The 15,797-nt window shown below is 66.5% G+C and carries 16 protein-coding genes, 1 tRNA gene and 1 other RNA gene; 9 read left to right on the forward strand and 9 right to left on the reverse strand.

What is annotated here, in order from left to right:
- Positions 1-11: 11 nt before the first annotated feature.
- The 3 genes from ftsE to smpB all read left to right on the forward strand — a co-directional run bounded on the left by ftsE (position 12) and on the right by smpB (position 2,563).
- Positions 12-1,097, forward strand: a complete 1,086-nt coding sequence (gene ftsE, locus ACI3KU_RS09205) for a cell division ATP-binding protein FtsE (protein WP_404922015.1) — start codon at positions 12-14, stop codon at positions 1,095-1,097.
- A complete protein-coding gene (ftsX, locus tag ACI3KU_RS09210) occupies positions 1,094-2,008 on the forward strand; it encodes a permease-like cell division protein FtsX (protein WP_404922016.1) in 915 nt (304 codons plus the stop codon). The genes ftsE and ftsX overlap by 4 nt, the downstream gene beginning before the upstream one ends.
- 78 nt (positions 2,009-2,086) lie before the next feature.
- Entirely contained in the window at positions 2,087-2,563 is a 477-nt protein-coding gene (gene smpB / locus ACI3KU_RS09215) for an SsrA-binding protein SmpB (RefSeq protein ID WP_404922017.1), read from the forward strand.
- Positions 2,564-2,620: 57 nt separating this feature from the next.
- On the opposite strand, the gene ACI3KU_RS09220 is transcribed toward smpB, so the two are convergent.
- From ACI3KU_RS09220 to ACI3KU_RS09230, 3 genes are all read right to left on the reverse strand, one after another.
- Entirely contained in the window at positions 2,621-4,066 is a 1,446-nt protein-coding gene (locus ACI3KU_RS09220; protein ID WP_404922018.1) for an MFS transporter, read from the reverse strand.
- 70 nt (positions 4,067-4,136) lie between these two features.
- Positions 4,137-5,480: a M20/M25/M40 family metallo-hydrolase gene (locus ACI3KU_RS09225; RefSeq protein WP_404922019.1), complete on the reverse strand. Its 1,344-nt coding sequence runs from the start codon at positions 5,478-5,480 to the stop codon at positions 4,137-4,139.
- Between the two features lie 63 nt (positions 5,481-5,543).
- Entirely contained in the window at positions 5,544-6,206 is a 663-nt protein-coding gene (locus ACI3KU_RS09230; protein ID WP_404922020.1) for an SIMPL domain-containing protein, read from the reverse strand.
- 211 nt (positions 6,207-6,417) lie between these two features.
- On the opposite strand from ACI3KU_RS09230, the gene ssrA reads away from it, so the two are divergent.
- Positions 6,418-6,787: a transfer-messenger RNA gene (gene ssrA / locus ACI3KU_RS09235) on the forward strand.
- 75 nt (positions 6,788-6,862) lie between these two features.
- Here the strand turns inward: ssrA and ACI3KU_RS09240 are convergent.
- A complete protein-coding gene (locus ACI3KU_RS09240) occupies positions 6,863-7,399 on the reverse strand; it encodes a GNAT family N-acetyltransferase (RefSeq protein ID WP_404922021.1) in 537 nt (178 codons plus the stop codon).
- Between the two features lie 130 nt (positions 7,400-7,529).
- Complete coding sequence (locus ACI3KU_RS09245) at positions 7,530-8,009, reverse strand: ATP-dependent zinc protease (RefSeq protein ID WP_404922022.1); 480 nt, start codon at positions 8,007-8,009, stop codon at positions 7,530-7,532.
- A 26-nt stretch (positions 8,010-8,035) separates the two neighbouring features.
- Here ACI3KU_RS09245 and rimK point away from each other — a divergent pair, with 26 nt between their 5' ends.
- Entirely contained in the window at positions 8,036-9,238 is a 1,203-nt protein-coding gene (rimK, locus tag ACI3KU_RS09250; RefSeq protein WP_404922023.1) for a 30S ribosomal protein S6--L-glutamate ligase, read from the forward strand.
- 35 nt (positions 9,239-9,273) lie between these two features.
- Positions 9,274-10,434, forward strand: coding sequence for a hypothetical protein (locus tag ACI3KU_RS09255; protein WP_404922024.1), 1,161 nt, complete (start codon positions 9,274-9,276; stop codon positions 10,432-10,434).
- Positions 10,435-10,447: 13 nt separating this feature from the next.
- Here the strand turns inward: ACI3KU_RS09255 and ACI3KU_RS09260 are convergent, their stop codons facing one another.
- Together ACI3KU_RS09260 and ACI3KU_RS09265 are read right to left on the reverse strand one after the other, a co-directional pair.
- Positions 10,448-11,113, reverse strand: a complete 666-nt coding sequence (locus ACI3KU_RS09260) for a response regulator (protein WP_404922025.1) — start codon at positions 11,111-11,113, stop codon at positions 10,448-10,450.
- Complete coding sequence (locus ACI3KU_RS09265; protein ID WP_404922026.1) at positions 11,110-12,264, reverse strand: sensor histidine kinase; 1,155 nt, start codon at positions 12,262-12,264, stop codon at positions 11,110-11,112. The genes ACI3KU_RS09260 and ACI3KU_RS09265 overlap by 4 nt, the downstream gene beginning before the upstream one ends.
- Positions 12,265-12,381: 117 nt before the next feature.
- Here ACI3KU_RS09265 and ACI3KU_RS09270 point away from each other — a divergent pair, with 117 nt between their 5' ends.
- Positions 12,382-13,362: an alpha/beta fold hydrolase gene (locus tag ACI3KU_RS09270; protein ID WP_404922027.1), complete on the forward strand. Its 981-nt coding sequence runs from the start codon at positions 12,382-12,384 to the stop codon at positions 13,360-13,362.
- A gap of 216 nt (positions 13,363-13,578) precedes the next feature.
- Positions 13,579-14,256, forward strand: a complete 678-nt coding sequence (locus tag ACI3KU_RS09275) for a DUF6766 family protein (protein WP_404922028.1) — start codon at positions 13,579-13,581, stop codon at positions 14,254-14,256.
- 74 nt (positions 14,257-14,330) lie between these two features.
- Here ACI3KU_RS09275 and ACI3KU_RS09280 read toward each other — a convergent pair.
- A tRNA-Lys gene (locus ACI3KU_RS09280) sits at positions 14,331-14,406 on the reverse strand.
- Positions 14,407-14,592: 186 nt separating this feature from the next.
- Between ACI3KU_RS09280 and ACI3KU_RS09285 the strand changes: the two genes are divergently transcribed.
- Positions 14,593-15,093, forward strand: coding sequence for a GNAT family N-acetyltransferase (locus ACI3KU_RS09285; protein WP_404922029.1), 501 nt, complete (start codon positions 14,593-14,595; stop codon positions 15,091-15,093).
- 7 nt (positions 15,094-15,100) lie between these two features.
- Here the strand turns inward: ACI3KU_RS09285 and ACI3KU_RS09290 are convergent, their stop codons facing one another.
- Positions 15,101-15,772, reverse strand: a complete 672-nt coding sequence (locus tag ACI3KU_RS09290) for a metal ABC transporter ATP-binding protein (protein ID WP_404922030.1) — start codon at positions 15,770-15,772, stop codon at positions 15,101-15,103.
- Between the last annotated feature and the right edge of the window lie 25 nt (positions 15,773-15,797).

Consider the following 15,797-nt stretch of genomic DNA (forward strand, 5'->3'; position numbering starts at 1 on the left):
CTGATTTGGCCATGATTCGGTTCGAGAACGTCACCAAGCGCTACCGCGGCACACCCCGTCCCGCGCTCTCCGACGTCGACTTCGAGATTCAACGCGGTGAGTTCGTGTTCCTCGTCGGCGCGTCGGGATCCGGGAAGTCGTCGTGTCTTCGTCTCATCCTCCGCGAGGATGTCCCCACTGCCGGCCGCGTTCTCGTGCTCGGCAGCGATACCCGGAAGATGTCCAATCGAAGGGTTCCCTACTTCCGCCGCCACATCGGATCCGTGTTTCAGGACTTCCGACTGCTGTCATCCAAGACCGTGGCGCAGAACGTCGCGTTCGCCCTTCAGGTGACCGGGGCCAGCCGAGCGCTGATCCAGCAGTCCGTGCCCGAGGCGCTGGAGCTGGTCGGCCTGCAGGACAAAGCCAAGCGCATGCCCACCGAGCTGTCCGGTGGTGAGCAGCAGCGCGTGGCCATCGCGCGTGCCATCGCCAACCGTCCGCAGGTGCTGCTGGCCGATGAGCCCACCGGAAACCTGGACCCGGGTACGTCGACCGATATCATGCAGCTCCTCGCGCGCATCAACGCGAATGGCACCACCGTGGTGATGGCGACGCATGAGGCCGGTTTCGTCGACCAGATGCAGCGTCGTGTGATCGAACTGCGCGACGGCGTGATCATCCGCGACGACCGGCACGGTGGTTACGGCGACACGTCCGCGATTCCTCGCCTCGAGGCGTTCACCGAACGCGGTGCGGCGTCTGCTGCCGCGCTGACGGCGGTCCTGGAAGTACAGCGCGAAGTCGCGGCTGCCGTTGACGCGGGCGATCCCGCTGTGGTCGTCGCCGCTGCCGTGGCTGTTCCGGTCGCAGAGAAGGCGGAAGTCGCTGCGGATGCTGACGCGCCGTTCGGCACGGGGGAGCGTGAGCCGGAGGGTGACAGCGTCGAGCCGGCCATCATGCGTCCGGCACTGGCTGAGCCGGTCGCCGACGCAGAGGCCCGGCCGATGACGCGACCGATCGCGCTGCCGGATGTCCAGGTGGCCGAGCTCGGCGTCGCCGACCGGCTGGGACTGAGCGAGTACGACGACAACGACGAGGTGGGTCCGACATCATGAGGCTGGGACTCATCTTCTCGGAGGTCTTCCAGGGCTTCCGTCGGAACGTCTCGATGGTCATCTCGGTGATCCTCGTCACGTTCGTATCGCTCACCTTCGTGGGCGCGGCCATCCTCACGCAGTCGCAGGTGGGCAAGCTCCACGACTACTGGGAGGACCGCGCGCAGGTCGAGATCTTCATGTGCACCTCCACGGCGATCGGCGATAACTGCACCGATGGCAATGCGACACCGGAGCAGATCGAGGACGTCCGCGCACAGCTGGGCGGTGGCACGCTGGGGCCGCTGATCGCCAACGTGCAGGAGATCACGCAGGCCGACGCTTACCAGAGCATCATCGACCAGCGCGGCGAAGAGTACGCCAGCGTCTTCGCACCCGACAGCATCAACGCCTCGTTCCGCGTGAATCTGAAGGATCAGTCGCAGGTCACCGTGATCGAGGAGGCGTTCCACTCCACGAAGGGCGTTCAGGAGGTCAAGAACCAGATGAAGTACCTGGAACCGCTGTTCCAGGCGCTTCAGGTGGCCACCTACCTCGCGGTCGGGATCGCCGCGCTCATGCTGATCGCGGCCATTCTTCTGATCGCGACGACCATCCGGCTGTCCGCAGTGGCGCGTCGCAAGGAGATCGGCATCATGCGTCTGGTCGGCGCATCCAACCGCTTCATTCAGACGCCATTCGTGCTCGAGGGAGTGTTGGCGGCCTTCATCGGATCCGTGCTCGCCTCGGGCGCGCTGTGGGCGGCGGTGCAGTTCGGCGTGCTCGGCTATCTGACCGGCCGTGTCACCTTCATCCAGAGCTGGATCGGTCTGAACGACGTATGGGTGGTCATCCCCATCGTCGTGGGTCTCGGTGTGGTGCTCGCGGCGCTGTCGGCGGGATTCGCCATTCGGCGCTGGCTGCGCACCTGACGCGTCGTCGTGCGGTGCCGACGGTTGATAGACTGATCGGCTGCCGCGCGTGCGCGCGGTGATTGAGGAGAGTGTGACATGGTCCGTGAACGCGGGGAGAAGGTCGTTGCGACCAACCGGCGTGCACGCCACGACTACAACGTCGAGAAGACGTACGAGGCGGGTATGGTGCTGACCGGCACCGAGGTGAAGTCGCTGCGACAGGGACGCGCCAACCTGACGGATGGCTACGCCTACATCAAGGGCAACGAGGCCTGGATCGACAACATCCACATTCCGGAGTACTCGCAGGGGCACTGGACGAACCACTCAGCCAAGCGGGTGCGCAAGCTGCTGCTGAACCGGGAGGAGATCATCAAGATCTCTCACGCGGTCTCCGCGGGCGGATACACGCTGGTTCCGCTGAAGCTGTACTTCCGTGACGGCCGCGCGAAGCTGGAGATCGGTGTCGCGAAGGGTAAGCGCGAGTTCGACAAGCGTCAGACCCTGCGTGAACGTCAGGACAAGCGCGAGGCTGACCGCGCTATGCGGACACGCAATCGCATGGGGGAGTGATCCCTCACACGCCGAGGCCGGCCCGGGTTTCCGGGCCGGCCTCGGCGATTATCCGGGTCAGACGCTGACCGGCTGCTCCTGGTCACGGAACGCCTGCTTGGGCACGAAGCAGAGGAACACGGCGGCGACGAGTGCCGTCGCCGAGCACACGGCCCACACAGTCATGTAGCCGCTGAGCGAGCCGGCGGTCTGGTCGGGGTTCGCCACCGCGCCTGTCGCACCGTGGAGCAGAGCGATGCCGAAGACGCAGGACGCGATCGCACCACCGACGGTCTTGACCGAGTTCGTGAGTCCGGTCGCGACGCCGGTCTGCGTCGGCGGCGCCGCGGCTGCTGCTGCGGACGGGAGAGCTGCAACCAGGGCCCCGGACCCGAGTCCCACGATCAGCATGTTGGTGACCACCTGCGCGTAGCTGCCGTGCAGGGGGAGGAACAGCGCGAAGCCGACGCACACCAGCAGCGCCGCGCCGATGAGCGCGATCCGCGGTGACAGAAGTCGTCCGATCAGCGGGAAGAGAAGCGCTCCGGTGATCATCGCGATGAGGTAGAGGCCGATGATGAGCGAGGTGGCGAAGCCTTGTGTGCCGAGTCCGTAGCCGTTGACCGTCGGGTCGGTGCGCGCGAAGGTGGACAGCGGTGCCTGCCCGCCGAGCACGCTCACACCGAACAGACCGGCCGTGACGAAGACGGGACCGAGTGCCGGGTTCCGGAACATCCGGACATCGATGAGCGGATCGTCCTGGCGCAGTTCCCAGAACACGAACGGGATGACGAGAGCCACGCCCACCAGTGTCACCAGGATGGAGACGATGTCGCCGGGGCCGTTGAGGCGCAGCAGACTGAGACCGCCGGTGAAGGCGATGAGCGCGACGGAGATGAGTGCGAGTCCCACGGTGTCCAGTCGACCGCCGGCGTGCTCGGGCGACTCGGTGACGCCGAACAGGATGACGAAGAAGCACACCACCACCAGGACCGCCGGCACCACCAGCACGACGGTGAGCGGCAGCGCGTCGATGAGCGCGCCGCCAAAGAGAGCGCCGAGGATCGCGCCTCCTTCGAGTGATGCCACCAGGATGCCGGCGGCACGTGCCGTGATCTGCGCGCGCCCGTCGACTCCACGGGTGCGGCTGAAGATGAGAGCGATCTCCATGGGCAGCCACACCACGTAGAAGCCCTGCAGCGCCCAGGCGATGAGGAAGACGCCGAACGAATCGGAGAACGGCAGCGCGAACGACGCGATCGCCGTCAACGCGGTGGAGATCAACAGCATGCGCTTGTGCCCGAACATGTCGCCGAGCTTCGCGAACGCGGGAACGACCAGCGCGGACAGCATGAGCTGCGCGCCCTCGAGCCAATTCACGTCGGCGTCGGGGATGCCGAGATGGCGGGCGATGTCGGTGAGCATCGGGGTGTAATACCCCTGGAGGACGCCGCTGGTGAACTCGACGAAGGCGAGGTAGCCGACGACGCCGGCGAGTCCTGCCCAGGCGATTCGTGCTTTCACGTGATGCTCCTTCGCATCGCTGCGCGCATCCGCTTCGGGTGGGTGCGCGGGGGAGTCGGGTGCGTCAACCCTACCCGGGCAGCTGCGTGATCAGCGTGCGGTGGAAGAGTTCACCGCGCTCGAGTTCCGAGACGGCCACCCGCTCGTTCACGCCGTGCAGCGTGGCGCGCAGCTCGGACGACATGGACAGCGGAGCAAAGCGATACACGGACGGCGCGAAGCGGTGGAAGTGACGCGCATCCGTCGCCGCGAACACGATGTACGGGACAGTGAGCGCCGCCGGGTGCGACGCGGCCACCGCCTGTGTGATCAGCGCGAACGGGGCGTTGTCCGTGGCGGATTCCGGGGATGGCTCGTCACCATCGATCACGGTGACCGTGACGCTGCGGTCGTTGATCCGCTTCTCGAGCCGACGCACCGTCTGCGCGATGGTGGTGCCCAGGGCCAGCCGGAGGTTGATGGTGGCCGATGCCTGGGACGGCAGCACGTTGTCGGCCGTTCCGCCTTCGAACATTGTCGGTGCGATCGTGGTGCGGACCATGGCCGCTGGTTCCCCGCCGAGTCGTGTGAAGGCGATCGCGCTGAGTCGGGGGACCGCGATGAGCAGGCGCAGCAGGAGGCGGGGCGCACCGCTCGTGCGCTGACTGAGTGCGGTGAGCATCGCGGTGATGGTGCGCGGCGTGCGGGAGGGGAAGGTGCCGGGCGTGAGCCGTTCGATCGCGCGCGCGATTCGGCCGACCGCGGTCAGCTTCGGCGGTGCGGAGGCATGTCCTCCGTCCCCGCGTGCCGTGAGGCGCACCGAGAGCACGCCCTTCTCCCCGACACCGACCATCGCGGCCGTGCCGTCGACGAAGGGCAGCGGCGCGTCCACCACTGCGCCACCCTCATCCAGCACGAGCCAGGGCCGTATGCCGCGTTCGTGAAGAACGCGAGCACCCTCGCGCGCCGCCGCACCGTGCGACTCCTCATCCGGGCCGAGCCAGACGTAGACGTCGCGTGGCGGGGTGAAATCGGCGGCGAGCAGGTTCTCGACCGCGTCGAGGATCACGACCAGCGGACCCTTGTCGTCCAGCGCACCGCGCCCGTGCACGAATCCATCGCTGATCTCACCGGCGAACGGGTCGTGCTTCCAGTCATCGCTCAGGTCGACCGGAACCACGTCGTAATGCGCCATCAGCACGACCGGGTCGGCGTCTCCCGTTCCTCGCCAGCGATAGAGCAGACCGCCCTCGCCGATGATCTCGTGATCAAGGGCCGCGTGCAGCCGCGGATAGAGCTCCCCGACGAGGTCGGCGAAGGCGAGGAAGGGCTCGTCTCCGCGCGTGCTCCGCTCCGCCGACACGGTCGGGAGGGTGATCATGCGACTGAGCCGCTCCGCGATTGCGGGGCGGACGGTCACGTTGATATCTGTCATGAGACCTGTGTGCTGTTCATTCATGGGTGGTCGTGTCACGGGTGTCCCGCAGGGGGACATCCGTCATGAAGCTCGGAAGCGCGCTTCGACGGTTGCCGCCACGCGAATGGGACGTGGCTCGAGCTGGAGCCCGCCGCCGCCTCCGGAGCCGTCGGCGAAGGCCCGCATCGCCATTCCCTGCTTGCCCATGGCGGCCTCGGGGGAGTTCAGCAGTCCGGCGTCGGCGATCTCGACGGGCTGCACGGATGCCAGACCCAGAGCGGCCGCGTACGCGGTGGCGCGCTGCAGGGCCACGCCGACGGCGGCTTGTGCCACCTCGGACTCCGTGGCGCGCGCGGTGTCGGGCGTGAGCTCCCACGAGATGCCATCGACCGCCACGCCCTCACGCTCGGAGACGGCGGTGATCCATTCCGAGAGCGCGGCGAAGTCGGTGAACTCGCTCCGCGTGCTCATGCTTGCGTGGTGGACAAGGGGGAGCTGCGTGCCGTCCTGGCTCCACGGCCGATCGGACCACACCGAGACGCGCTCGCTGGACCACTGCGCGACGGTGCCGCGCGCCTCGGCGTCGGCAAGCTCGGCCACGAGTCGTTCGGCGAGGCTCGTCGCCTGAGCGAAAACCGCGGCACGATCGGGGCCGTCCAGACGGACGGAGACGGTGGCGACGCCGAGTTCCGCGGGTACCCGCGTCTCGTGCTCGCCGCGGACGGAGATGACGACATCGCTCATGGTCTGACTCTAGCGCCGGGCTCTGACATCGAGCCCGGTCGAGTTGCGCGCGGGCGTGGCATGGTCGTGGCTCTCGATGAGCCATGGGCGGCGGATCGGCGGCGCCCAGCGCGGCCCGGACCCGTCGGAATGCTGTAGGCTGGGATGCTCCGGAGTGATCCGGAACTGGTAATTCCACAGTGCGACAGCGGCCCTCCTGACGGAGGAACACGGGGCTGATCGGTTTCGACAGCGCCTGTGAATCCACGAGAAGCGGGCCGAGGATGCAGGGTTATCTCGTGAACGCTCCCTGCAAAAACATAAGTGCCAACGCTAAGCGCACTGACTTCGCCCTCGCTGCATAAGCGAGCCCGATAGTCCGTCAGACCGTATGTGATTCCGGTACGGGTTCTGGCGTCATTTAGGAATCTTGCTGCGCGGTGGCGTCTGGACGCCGCGTGGGACTCTTCCCAGGCTGGGCTCGTCGACTTAGGTGTCTGTGACAAAGGTCGGAGCCGAGCAGAACGTCTGCACAGAATGCGCCCGGAGAAGGCGTGGAGACTCAGCGTTGGACGGGGGTTCGATTCCCCCCAGCTCCACCACGTCGCTGTCGCGAAGTAGAAGCCCCTCGATCCTGGACGAACTCCGGGATCGAGGGGCTTCTTCGTTCCCGGAACCTACTCCGCGCGACTCGCCGCCCACTCGGAGCGCAGGATTCCCATCCGCACGAGGTCCTCGTAGTGGCCGCGCACCCAGGCGTGCTCGCGCTGACGGCCCTCGACGACGAAGCCCGCCTTCTCGTACGAGCGGATCGCACGCACATTGGAGGCGATCACCTCCAGATGAATCCGCCGGAGGTTCGCGCGTACGAACGCGAACTCCAGCATCTGCGCCATCGCCTCTGTCCCGATCCCTCGACCGCGCGCTGGCGGAGTCAGAGAGATTCCAACCTCGCCGTGTCGCGAGAGATCGTCGATGTCGAACACGCCGATGTGGCCGACCGCCGTGCCATCCACGTCGATGACGAAGCTCAGATTGCCGTCCGATTCGGCGTCACGTGCGACTATCCGCGATTCCCAGCGCTCACGCGTGGGAATGGCCGGACGGCCCGGATTGCGCTCCTCCCAGGTCTCCAGATCTGCGGCGATCGAGTACAGGGCGTCGAGGTCGGCATCGGTGCGGGGGCGAAGGGTCACCCGAGGTTTCGTCGGCATGTCGGCACGATACCTCGAGCCGTCGACACTCGGTGCCCACCCGATGAGCAGCCAGATCACCGTGCGCCTGTCCGACGAGATCGTTGCCTACGATCTCGACTTACCCCTCCGGCGTGGGGGACATCCTGATTCAGGCGGTCTTGCCGCGATTCGCGAGTCGGATCTGGCGAGACGGCTTGCCGCCGACGAAGGACTGAGCGGAGTCTACGAGGAAGCCGTTGCGCAGCGCCTCACGCCCGATCAGCATGCGAAAGCCCATCTGGGCGCGGTTGGTGAGGGTCAGCTCCACCGGCATCTCGATGCCCACCAGTCGGAGATCGGCGATCACGACGATTCGCCGCTCCACGTGCCCCGAGGAGCTGCGGACGTCGCGCCGATCGTGGATCGGAAGCTCCACAACCTGGGCGTCGGCGTCGGAGAACTGCCAGGGATGCACGGCGAAGCGCACCCACTCGCGACCGTCGTGATCGAACTCGACGATGTCGAAGGCGTGCAACGATGAGGTGCGCGCACCGGTGTCGATCTTCGCCTTGATCCAGGGCAGATCGATGCCGGCGAGCGACACCCATTCTCGCCAGCCCGTGACGGTGATTGAATGACCTGAGCCCACCCGATCATCATGACAGGAAAACGCCGTTGAAGATCGCCATCCTTTCCCGTGCGCCGCAGGCGTATTCCACGCAGCGTCTGCGCACCGCGGCCGCTCAGCGGGGCCACGAGGTCAAGGTTCTCAATACGCTGCGCTTCGCGATCGACCTCGCGGGTGATGCGCCGGATCTGGCGTATCGGGGCCGCCGGCTGAGTGACTACGACGCGATTCTGCCGCGCATCGGCTCGTCCATCACCTACTTCGGCACCGCCGTCGTGCGCCAGTTCGAGCAGATGGACGTCTACACGCCCAACACCTCCAACGGCATCGCCAACGCGCGCGACAAGCTTCGGGCGACACAGATCCTGTCCCGCCACGGCATCGCGCTGCCGGCCACGGCGTTCGTGCGCAATCGCGCGGACGTGCGCCCCGCCATCGAGAGCGTGGGGGGTGCTCCCGTCGTCATCAAGCTGCTGGAGGGGACTCAGGGGATCGGTGTGATCCTCGCGCCCCAGGTGAAGGTCGCAGAAGCCATCATCGAGACGCTCCACTCCACCAAGCAGAACGTGCTGATCCAGAAGTTCATCTCCGAATCCCGCGGGCGCGACATCCGCGCACTCGTGGTGGGGGATCGGGTCGTTGCCGCGATGCGGCGCACCGCGCAGGGCGACGAGTTCCGCTCCAACGTACATCGCGGCGGAACCGTCGAGGCCGTGGAACTGGATGAGGAGTACCAGCGCACCGCCGTACGCGCCGCGCAGATCATGGGCCTTCGCGTGGCCGGTGTCGACATGCTGGAGGGCGTCGACGGCCCGCTGGTGATGGAGGTCAACTCGTCTCCGGGACTGCAGGGCATCGAAGCGGCCACCAAGCTCGACGTCGCCGGCGCGATCATCGACCACATCGCCAATCAGGTTGCCTTTCCGGAGATCGACGTGCGCCAGCGCCTCGCGGTCTCCACCGGATACGGTGTGGCCGAGCTTCTCGTGCATAACGGCGCGGGAGTCGTCGGCCAGACGCTCGGTGAGGCGGGGCTCTGGGAGCGTGACATCACGGTGCTCACCCTGCATCGCGGCACGAACGTGATCCCGAACCCCCGCAAGCACGTCATCCTCGAAGGCGAGGATCGCCTCCTCTGCTTCGGCAAGCTGGAGGAGATGCGTTCGATGATCCCGGAGCGGCGTCGGCGCGCTCGGGTGCGCAAGCTCCCGAAGGAACCGATCCCGAAGGACACCGGAGTCGACGCCTGAACAGGCAGCTCACGCGGCGCCGTGCGCGCCGCGTGATGACGTTCGCCCTGATGACGGCGGGTCTCGTGACGCTCGCGGCCTGCACGCCGCAGTTCGTGCTCGATCCGGAGTTCGCGGCACGGGACATTCCCGTCGGCGCCGCCTCCACTGATCCGCTGCTGCAGGATGACGACTTCCGCGACATGATGGGCGATTTTCCGATCATGCAGCGGTCGATGGATATGTCGGTGCCCATTCCCGGCCTCTACGGTGCGTACGGCCTCAAGCGCAGCAGCGGCGACGCGGCGTATCAGCTCGTCCTCTCGAAGGGCTTCACGCCGCAGGGTCTGGCGCTGAGCGATGATCAGGTGTTCGTGTCGGCCTACGATCACAAGCACAAGCTGAACTCGGTCGTCTTCGTGTTCGACTACTCCGGCGCGTTCGTGAAGACCATCTCGCTGCGCAACAAGGCGCATGTCGGCGGGATCGGCTACGACGAGGAAGCGCGGGTGTTGTGGATCGGGGACGCGCGTGACGGGCGTGCTGCCATCTCCGGCATTCTGCAGGACACGATCGACACCTACGACGTCCACGCTCTGACGCCGATCGAGTACGCCGTCTCTTTCATCGTCGACAGCCTCGAGGGCGTGTCCACGCTGGACTTCCATGGCGACCTGCTGTGGGCCAGCTACTTCACGAACGATCCGGACGACTCGCAGATCCAGGTGTTCAGCTTGGATTACTCAGAGCCCGACGACGAGGGATTCGTTGAGCTGACGGACGTGGGCGATACCGACCGGTCGTACATCGATGAGGACGGTGAGCACCACATCTTCGCCGATCTTGCGCTCACGGCTCCGAAAGAGGTCCAGGGCCTCGCGTTCGATGACACCCACCTGTACGTCGCGCAGTCGTTCGGCACGAAGAACTCGCGCCTGACCCGCTACGACCTCGCCGTGGATGAGGACTCGGCCGTTTTCACCAACGGCGTGTCCATCGAGCTGCCCCCGTACCTGGAGCAGATCGCGCTGTCCGGCGAAGACGGCGTGAGTGATATCCACCCGCTGTTCGAGAGCGCTCAACCGGCGTATCGGAAGAAGGTCGACGTCTTCGTGGATCGGATCGTCACGATCACTCACGATGACTTCGAGGCGGCTGCCACGGAAGACGATCGTGCGCCGGAGCTCGTCGAGATCGAGGTCACGGCCGCAGACTGAAGCGGACTGACGCTCACGCAGAGCCGGGGAGCACCAGCGCCGTCTCATAGGCGAGAATCACGAGCTGTGCGCGGTCGCTCGCATGCACCTTCATCATGGTGCGATTGACGTGCGTCTTCGCCGTGTGCAGGGAGATGGTCAGGGCATCCGCGATCTCGGCGTTGGAGAGGCCGCGACCGACAAGCTGAAGCACTTCGCGTTCGCGGGGTGTGAGGGAGATGAGTCGCGGATCCGCGGGGTCTGCCGTCCTCGGCTGCGGATCGGTGATTCGCTCGATGAGGGCGCGTGTGGCGGCAGGCGAGAGGAGGGCCTCGCCATCGTGGATCGTGCGGATGGCATGCACGATCTCGTCCGGTTCCGCCCCTTTGCCGATGAAGCCGCTCGCCCCGGCGCGCAGGGCCGCGAGCACGTAGTCGTCCTCCTCGAAAGTGGTGAGAATCAGAACCCGTGCGATGGGCTCCGCGGCCTCCGCTCGGATCCGGCCCGTCGCAGCGATGCCGTCGAGCACCGGCATCCGAATGTCCATGAGGACGACGTCAGGCTGCAGCATGCGAGCGGCGGTCACCGCTTCCTCGCCGTGTGCGGCCTCGCCGACGACATCTATCCCACCGTCGGTGAGGATCTCGCGCACGGCACGGCGGATGAGCGGCTGATCGTCCACGATGAGCACGGTGGTCATTGATCGCCTTTCGCGGGGAGGGGGAACTCAGCGCGCAACACGAAGTCCCGTGCGGTTCGGTGCGTCTCGATGTGACCTCCGGCGGCCGACACGCGCTCACGAAGTCCTCGGAGACCGTGGCCGCTGGTGATGGGCCCTGCGCCGCCTGCGACGGTATTCGTGATGGTGATCCGGAGACCGTTCGCGGTCCGCCCGAAGTCCACGTCGGCGAGAACATGATCGCCGTGCTTGAGCGCGTTCGTGAGACCCTCCAGCAGCACGAAATGGGCCGCGTGATCGGCGGCGGGGGTCAGCGCGGGGAGTTCCTCATCACCCGCGACCTCAACGATGAGGCCGCCGGCCCGGAAGCGCTCGAAGAGGGCCGTTCGCTCGGCAAGTCCCGGTTGCGGGCGCAGCGTTCGAAGATCGTCCGGGTCTTCGGCCCGCAGCACCGCCAGGAGCGCACCGATGTCCGCCAGCACGGTGCGCGATGCCGAGCGGATCGTCGACAGGGCCTCGCGCGCACGCTCGGGCTTCGTCTCGACCGCGGCGGACGCGACACCAGCGTTCAGGCTGATCACCGAGATCTGATGCGCGACGAGATCGTGCAGATCGCGCGCGATGCTCACCCGCTCCTCGGCCACGCGACGACGCGATTCCTCCTCGCGTGAGCGCTCCGCCCGCTCCACCCGCTCCGACATGACGATCGTGTAGTCGCGACGCGATCGTGTCGCGATGCCCAGGGCCGCGCCCGCGACGATGAAGGCCAGGAACTGCATGGCTCGCGAGTCGAAGGGCTCGCCGCCGAGGACCATCGCGTTGGCGACGAAGACGATGCCGACCATCGATGTGACCGCGACCAATGCCGGGGTGCGGGGGAGGCGATCGGTGACGGCGTACGCGCTGATCGCGAGAGCCATCAGGGTGCTCGGACCGACGATGCCCGTCGCGGCGAGCAGCAGGTCGCACAACAGGATGACGCCGAGAACGGCGAGCGGCGCTCGGCGACGCAGCAGCAGGGCGAGGGCCGGGAGGAGCGCGGGGACGAGTTGCCAACCGTGCGCACGGAACTCTTCATCGGGAAAGGGGAGAGCGCCCAACAGCACGATCACGGCGACCGCAGAGATGTCGCCGAGCAGTGTCGGGACGAGGGAGGCGCGATTCGTGCTCACAGCTCCAGCATTTCACTTGAGCTCCCCGGACGTATCCCTCTACCGGAGCATTGCGGCATACCGCGAACGCGGTACACGGGTGTCTGCGGCCGGGCGATGCGCTGCGGGGCGGTGGTCGTGAGTCTGGAAGGACTCAACTCGATCGGAAAGGACGTCATGAAGAAGTCGAGGAAGGCGCTCATCGTTCTGGGCAGCATCGCCGCAGTCATCGCCGTCGGACTGGCGACCACCACGGTGGTCAATGTTGCGGCGACGAACGCCGAGGCGGGTGCGATTGAACCATACGGCCAGAAGGTAGAGGTCGAGGGGAAGAGCATGAACGTGCTCGTGACGGGTGAAGGCGACAACATCGTGCTGCTGCCGGGATTCGGGACCTCGTCACCGGTGCTCGACTTCTTGCCGCTGATCGAGGATCTCGCCAGCGATCACCGGGTCATCGCCGTGGAGCCGTTCGGGTACGGACTCAGCGACGGCACAGAGGAGCCGCGGACGACGGCGAACATCGTGAGCGAGGTGCATGAGGCACTCCAGGAGCTCGGTGTGAGGAGCTACACGCTGATGGGCCACTCGATCGCGGGTCTGTACGGCATCGAGTTCGCCGAGCGCTATCCGGAGGAGGTGCGCGCATTCGTCGGGATCGACAGCAGCGTTCCAGGGCAGCCGAACATGGATGCGGCTTTTCCGACCGGCCTGCTCGGTGCGCTGAAGAACCTCGGGCTGGTGCGCTTGCTGTCGGGCGTCGGTGGCGACAGCGGCTATGGCAGCCCGTTCTATGACGACCACGACCGACAGCAGATCGGGCTGTTGACCAATCGCAACAGCCTGGAGCCGACCTATCTCGACGAGATGGCGCGAATCCGAACCAACTTCGCGGATGCCGAGGGGAAGACCTTCCCCGACGACCTTCCGCTGCTGCTGTTCGTGCAGGAGATCAATCCGGCCAACGACGATTGGCTGCCGATGCATGAGCGGCAGGCCGCAACGGTCACCGACGGCACCGTCATCCCGCTCGACGGCGACCACTATCTGCATCACACTCAGTCGCCGACCATCGCACAGGACTTCCGCGCGTGGGAAGCCGAGCGCTCGCAGGACTGAGGGGATCCCGTTGCGCTGGCGGCTGCGATCGTGTGCCGCTGTCAAGGGGCTTCCCAGCGGAGCGCGCCGGTTGGAGGCTGGCGGTTCGCAGTGAAGGGAGCAAACCGATGCAGGATGTCGATCAGCGAGGACCTCGGTTCGTGTTCTGGGCGTGGCTGGTGCTGATCGTCGGCGGTCTTGCCACGATGATCATGCTGCCGCTGGCGGGTCGCTGACATGGGGCGCTGGATTCGTGACAACGGCCTGAGCCTGGCGTTCCTGGCGATCTTCCTGGCGACGCTGGTGGGGGAGTCTCTCGTGGGGCTGGCGTACACGAACGAGCAGCTCGCGCAGCACCGTCAGCCGTCGATCGGCTACGTGGATTATGTGACCTCGTCCGACTTCCTCGTGGATGTCGCCGAGAACTGGCAGTCGGAGTTCCTGCAGTTCTTCCTGTTCATCCTCGCCACCGTCTGGCTCATCCAGCGCGGCTCGCCGGAGTCTAAGAAGCCGGGGGACGAGGGCATCGGGTCGGAGAAGGACCAGCTGATCGGGGAACACGCCGCTGCAGACTCGCCGCGCTGGGCGCGCGTGCGCGGCTTCCGCCTGTGGCTGTACTCGAACTCCCTGCTGCTGGTGATGGGATCGATCTTCCTGCTGTCCTGGTTCGCGCAGTCGCTGGCCGGCCGGGTGGTGGCAAGCGAGGAGAACGCCCAGCATGGGCTGGGCGAAGTGAGCTGGCTGGAGTACGTTGCATCGCCCGAGTTCTGGAACCGGACCTTGCAGAACTGGCAGTCCGAGTTCCTCGCCGTCGGCGCCATGGTGGCGTTCAGCATCTTCCTGCGCCAGCGCGGCTCGAGCGAGTCCAAACCGGTGGGGGTGCCGCATCACACCAGCAGTGTCGAAGCCGACTAGCGCTGGGCTGCGAGCCCGCCGGATCGGCCCTCACGACAAAGGGCCTGAGTATCGTGAAATACTCAGGCCCTTGCTGGTGCACCCCCTGGGACTTGAACCCAGAACCCACTGATTAAGAGTCAGTTGCTCTGCCGATTGAGCTAGAGGTGCTTGGTGTTTTGTGCCTCGCGGCAACAGAGAAAACATTACCAGGCCCTCGCCTCCAACGTGAAATCCGTATCGCCTCGGGAGTGTCATCGATACGAGCGACGGGGGACTCGGAGGTCAGGGGACCGACGCCCGGGGCGGCTCCGGACTGCGGCCTCCTCAAACGAGCATCGAGGTTACTGTCGGGACATGACGTCGCAGGAGGAGATCATCGTCGGTCGCTGGGATCGAGGGAGCGTCGCGCAGTCGCGAGCGCTGTCGGTGCTCCTCGGCGACTACCATCGCCAGACCGAAGCGGAGAAGGGCGCCGCGGTGGATGTCATCGGTGCGCTGCCTGCGCGATACCGACTGGAAGTCGTCGATCCGGGGACGGCGTTTGCTGATGATGTCGTGCTGGTGGCGCAGCAGGGGGACCAGCCCGCGGGCTGCGTCGTCATCACCGACGCGGGGGATCGGCAGCTCGAGATCAAGCGCCTCTGGACTGCGCCGGAGTTTCGCGGCCGACGCGTGGCTTCACGGTTGCTGGCGGCAGTCGAGGCTCACGCGGAGGTGGTGGGCGCTGACAGCATCCGACTCTCGGTCTGGGAATGGCGTGTCGACGCGATCGGTCTCTACCGAAAGCTGGGCTTCATCGAGGCGTCGAGCTGGGAGACGCGGGACGGGCTCATCTGCATGACCCGCGCGGTGTAGCGAGCAGTCAGTGACCGCTGTCGGAGACGATCCGACCCGCCGAGAGCTCGACGACGCGGTCCGCGGCTGCGATCACGCTGCTGTCGTGACTGATGCAGACGACGGCGGCGCCTCGGGCTGCCTCCGCCGCGAGCAGTCGCGACAGGTGCTCCGTGCTCTCGCTGTCGAGGCCGGCGTCGGGCTCATCGAGCAGCAGAACGTCCGGGCGCTGTACCAGTGCCTGAGCCAGCAGCGTCCGCTGGCGCTGGCCGCCTGACAGCGACGCGAACGGCTGTCGCTCGCACCCTTCGAGGCCGACCTGCGTGAGCGCGGCCCCGATCGCGCCCCGCGCGTGAGAGCGGCGGATACGCGTGCCCGCGCGCCAGGTGCCCATGCGCACGACCTCGTCGACGGTCACGGGGAGTCCGACGAGCTCGTCGATCCGCTGCACCACGAGTGCCACACTTCCGCTGCGGCGGACGGTTCCGCACCGAGGTCTCCGCACACCCGCCAGGATCTCCAGCAGAGTCGACTTCCCGGATCCGTTCGGCCCGCGGAGCACGGTGACGGTCCCGGGAAGAACGTCGAGCGTGGCGTCTCGGAGGGTATCCGCGCGGTCGTAGGCGAAGGTGACGCGATCGAGGGAAACGGCGGCGTCGAGCGGGAGGTCCAGGGAGGGGGTGCGGTTCGGAAGCGTCATGGCATCATGCTAGCTTGTTGAGAAC

The sequence above is a fragment of the Microbacterium sp. ZW T5_56 genome, from assembly GCF_044987425.1.
GTDB lineage: Bacteria > Actinomycetota > Actinomycetes > Actinomycetales > Microbacteriaceae > Microbacterium.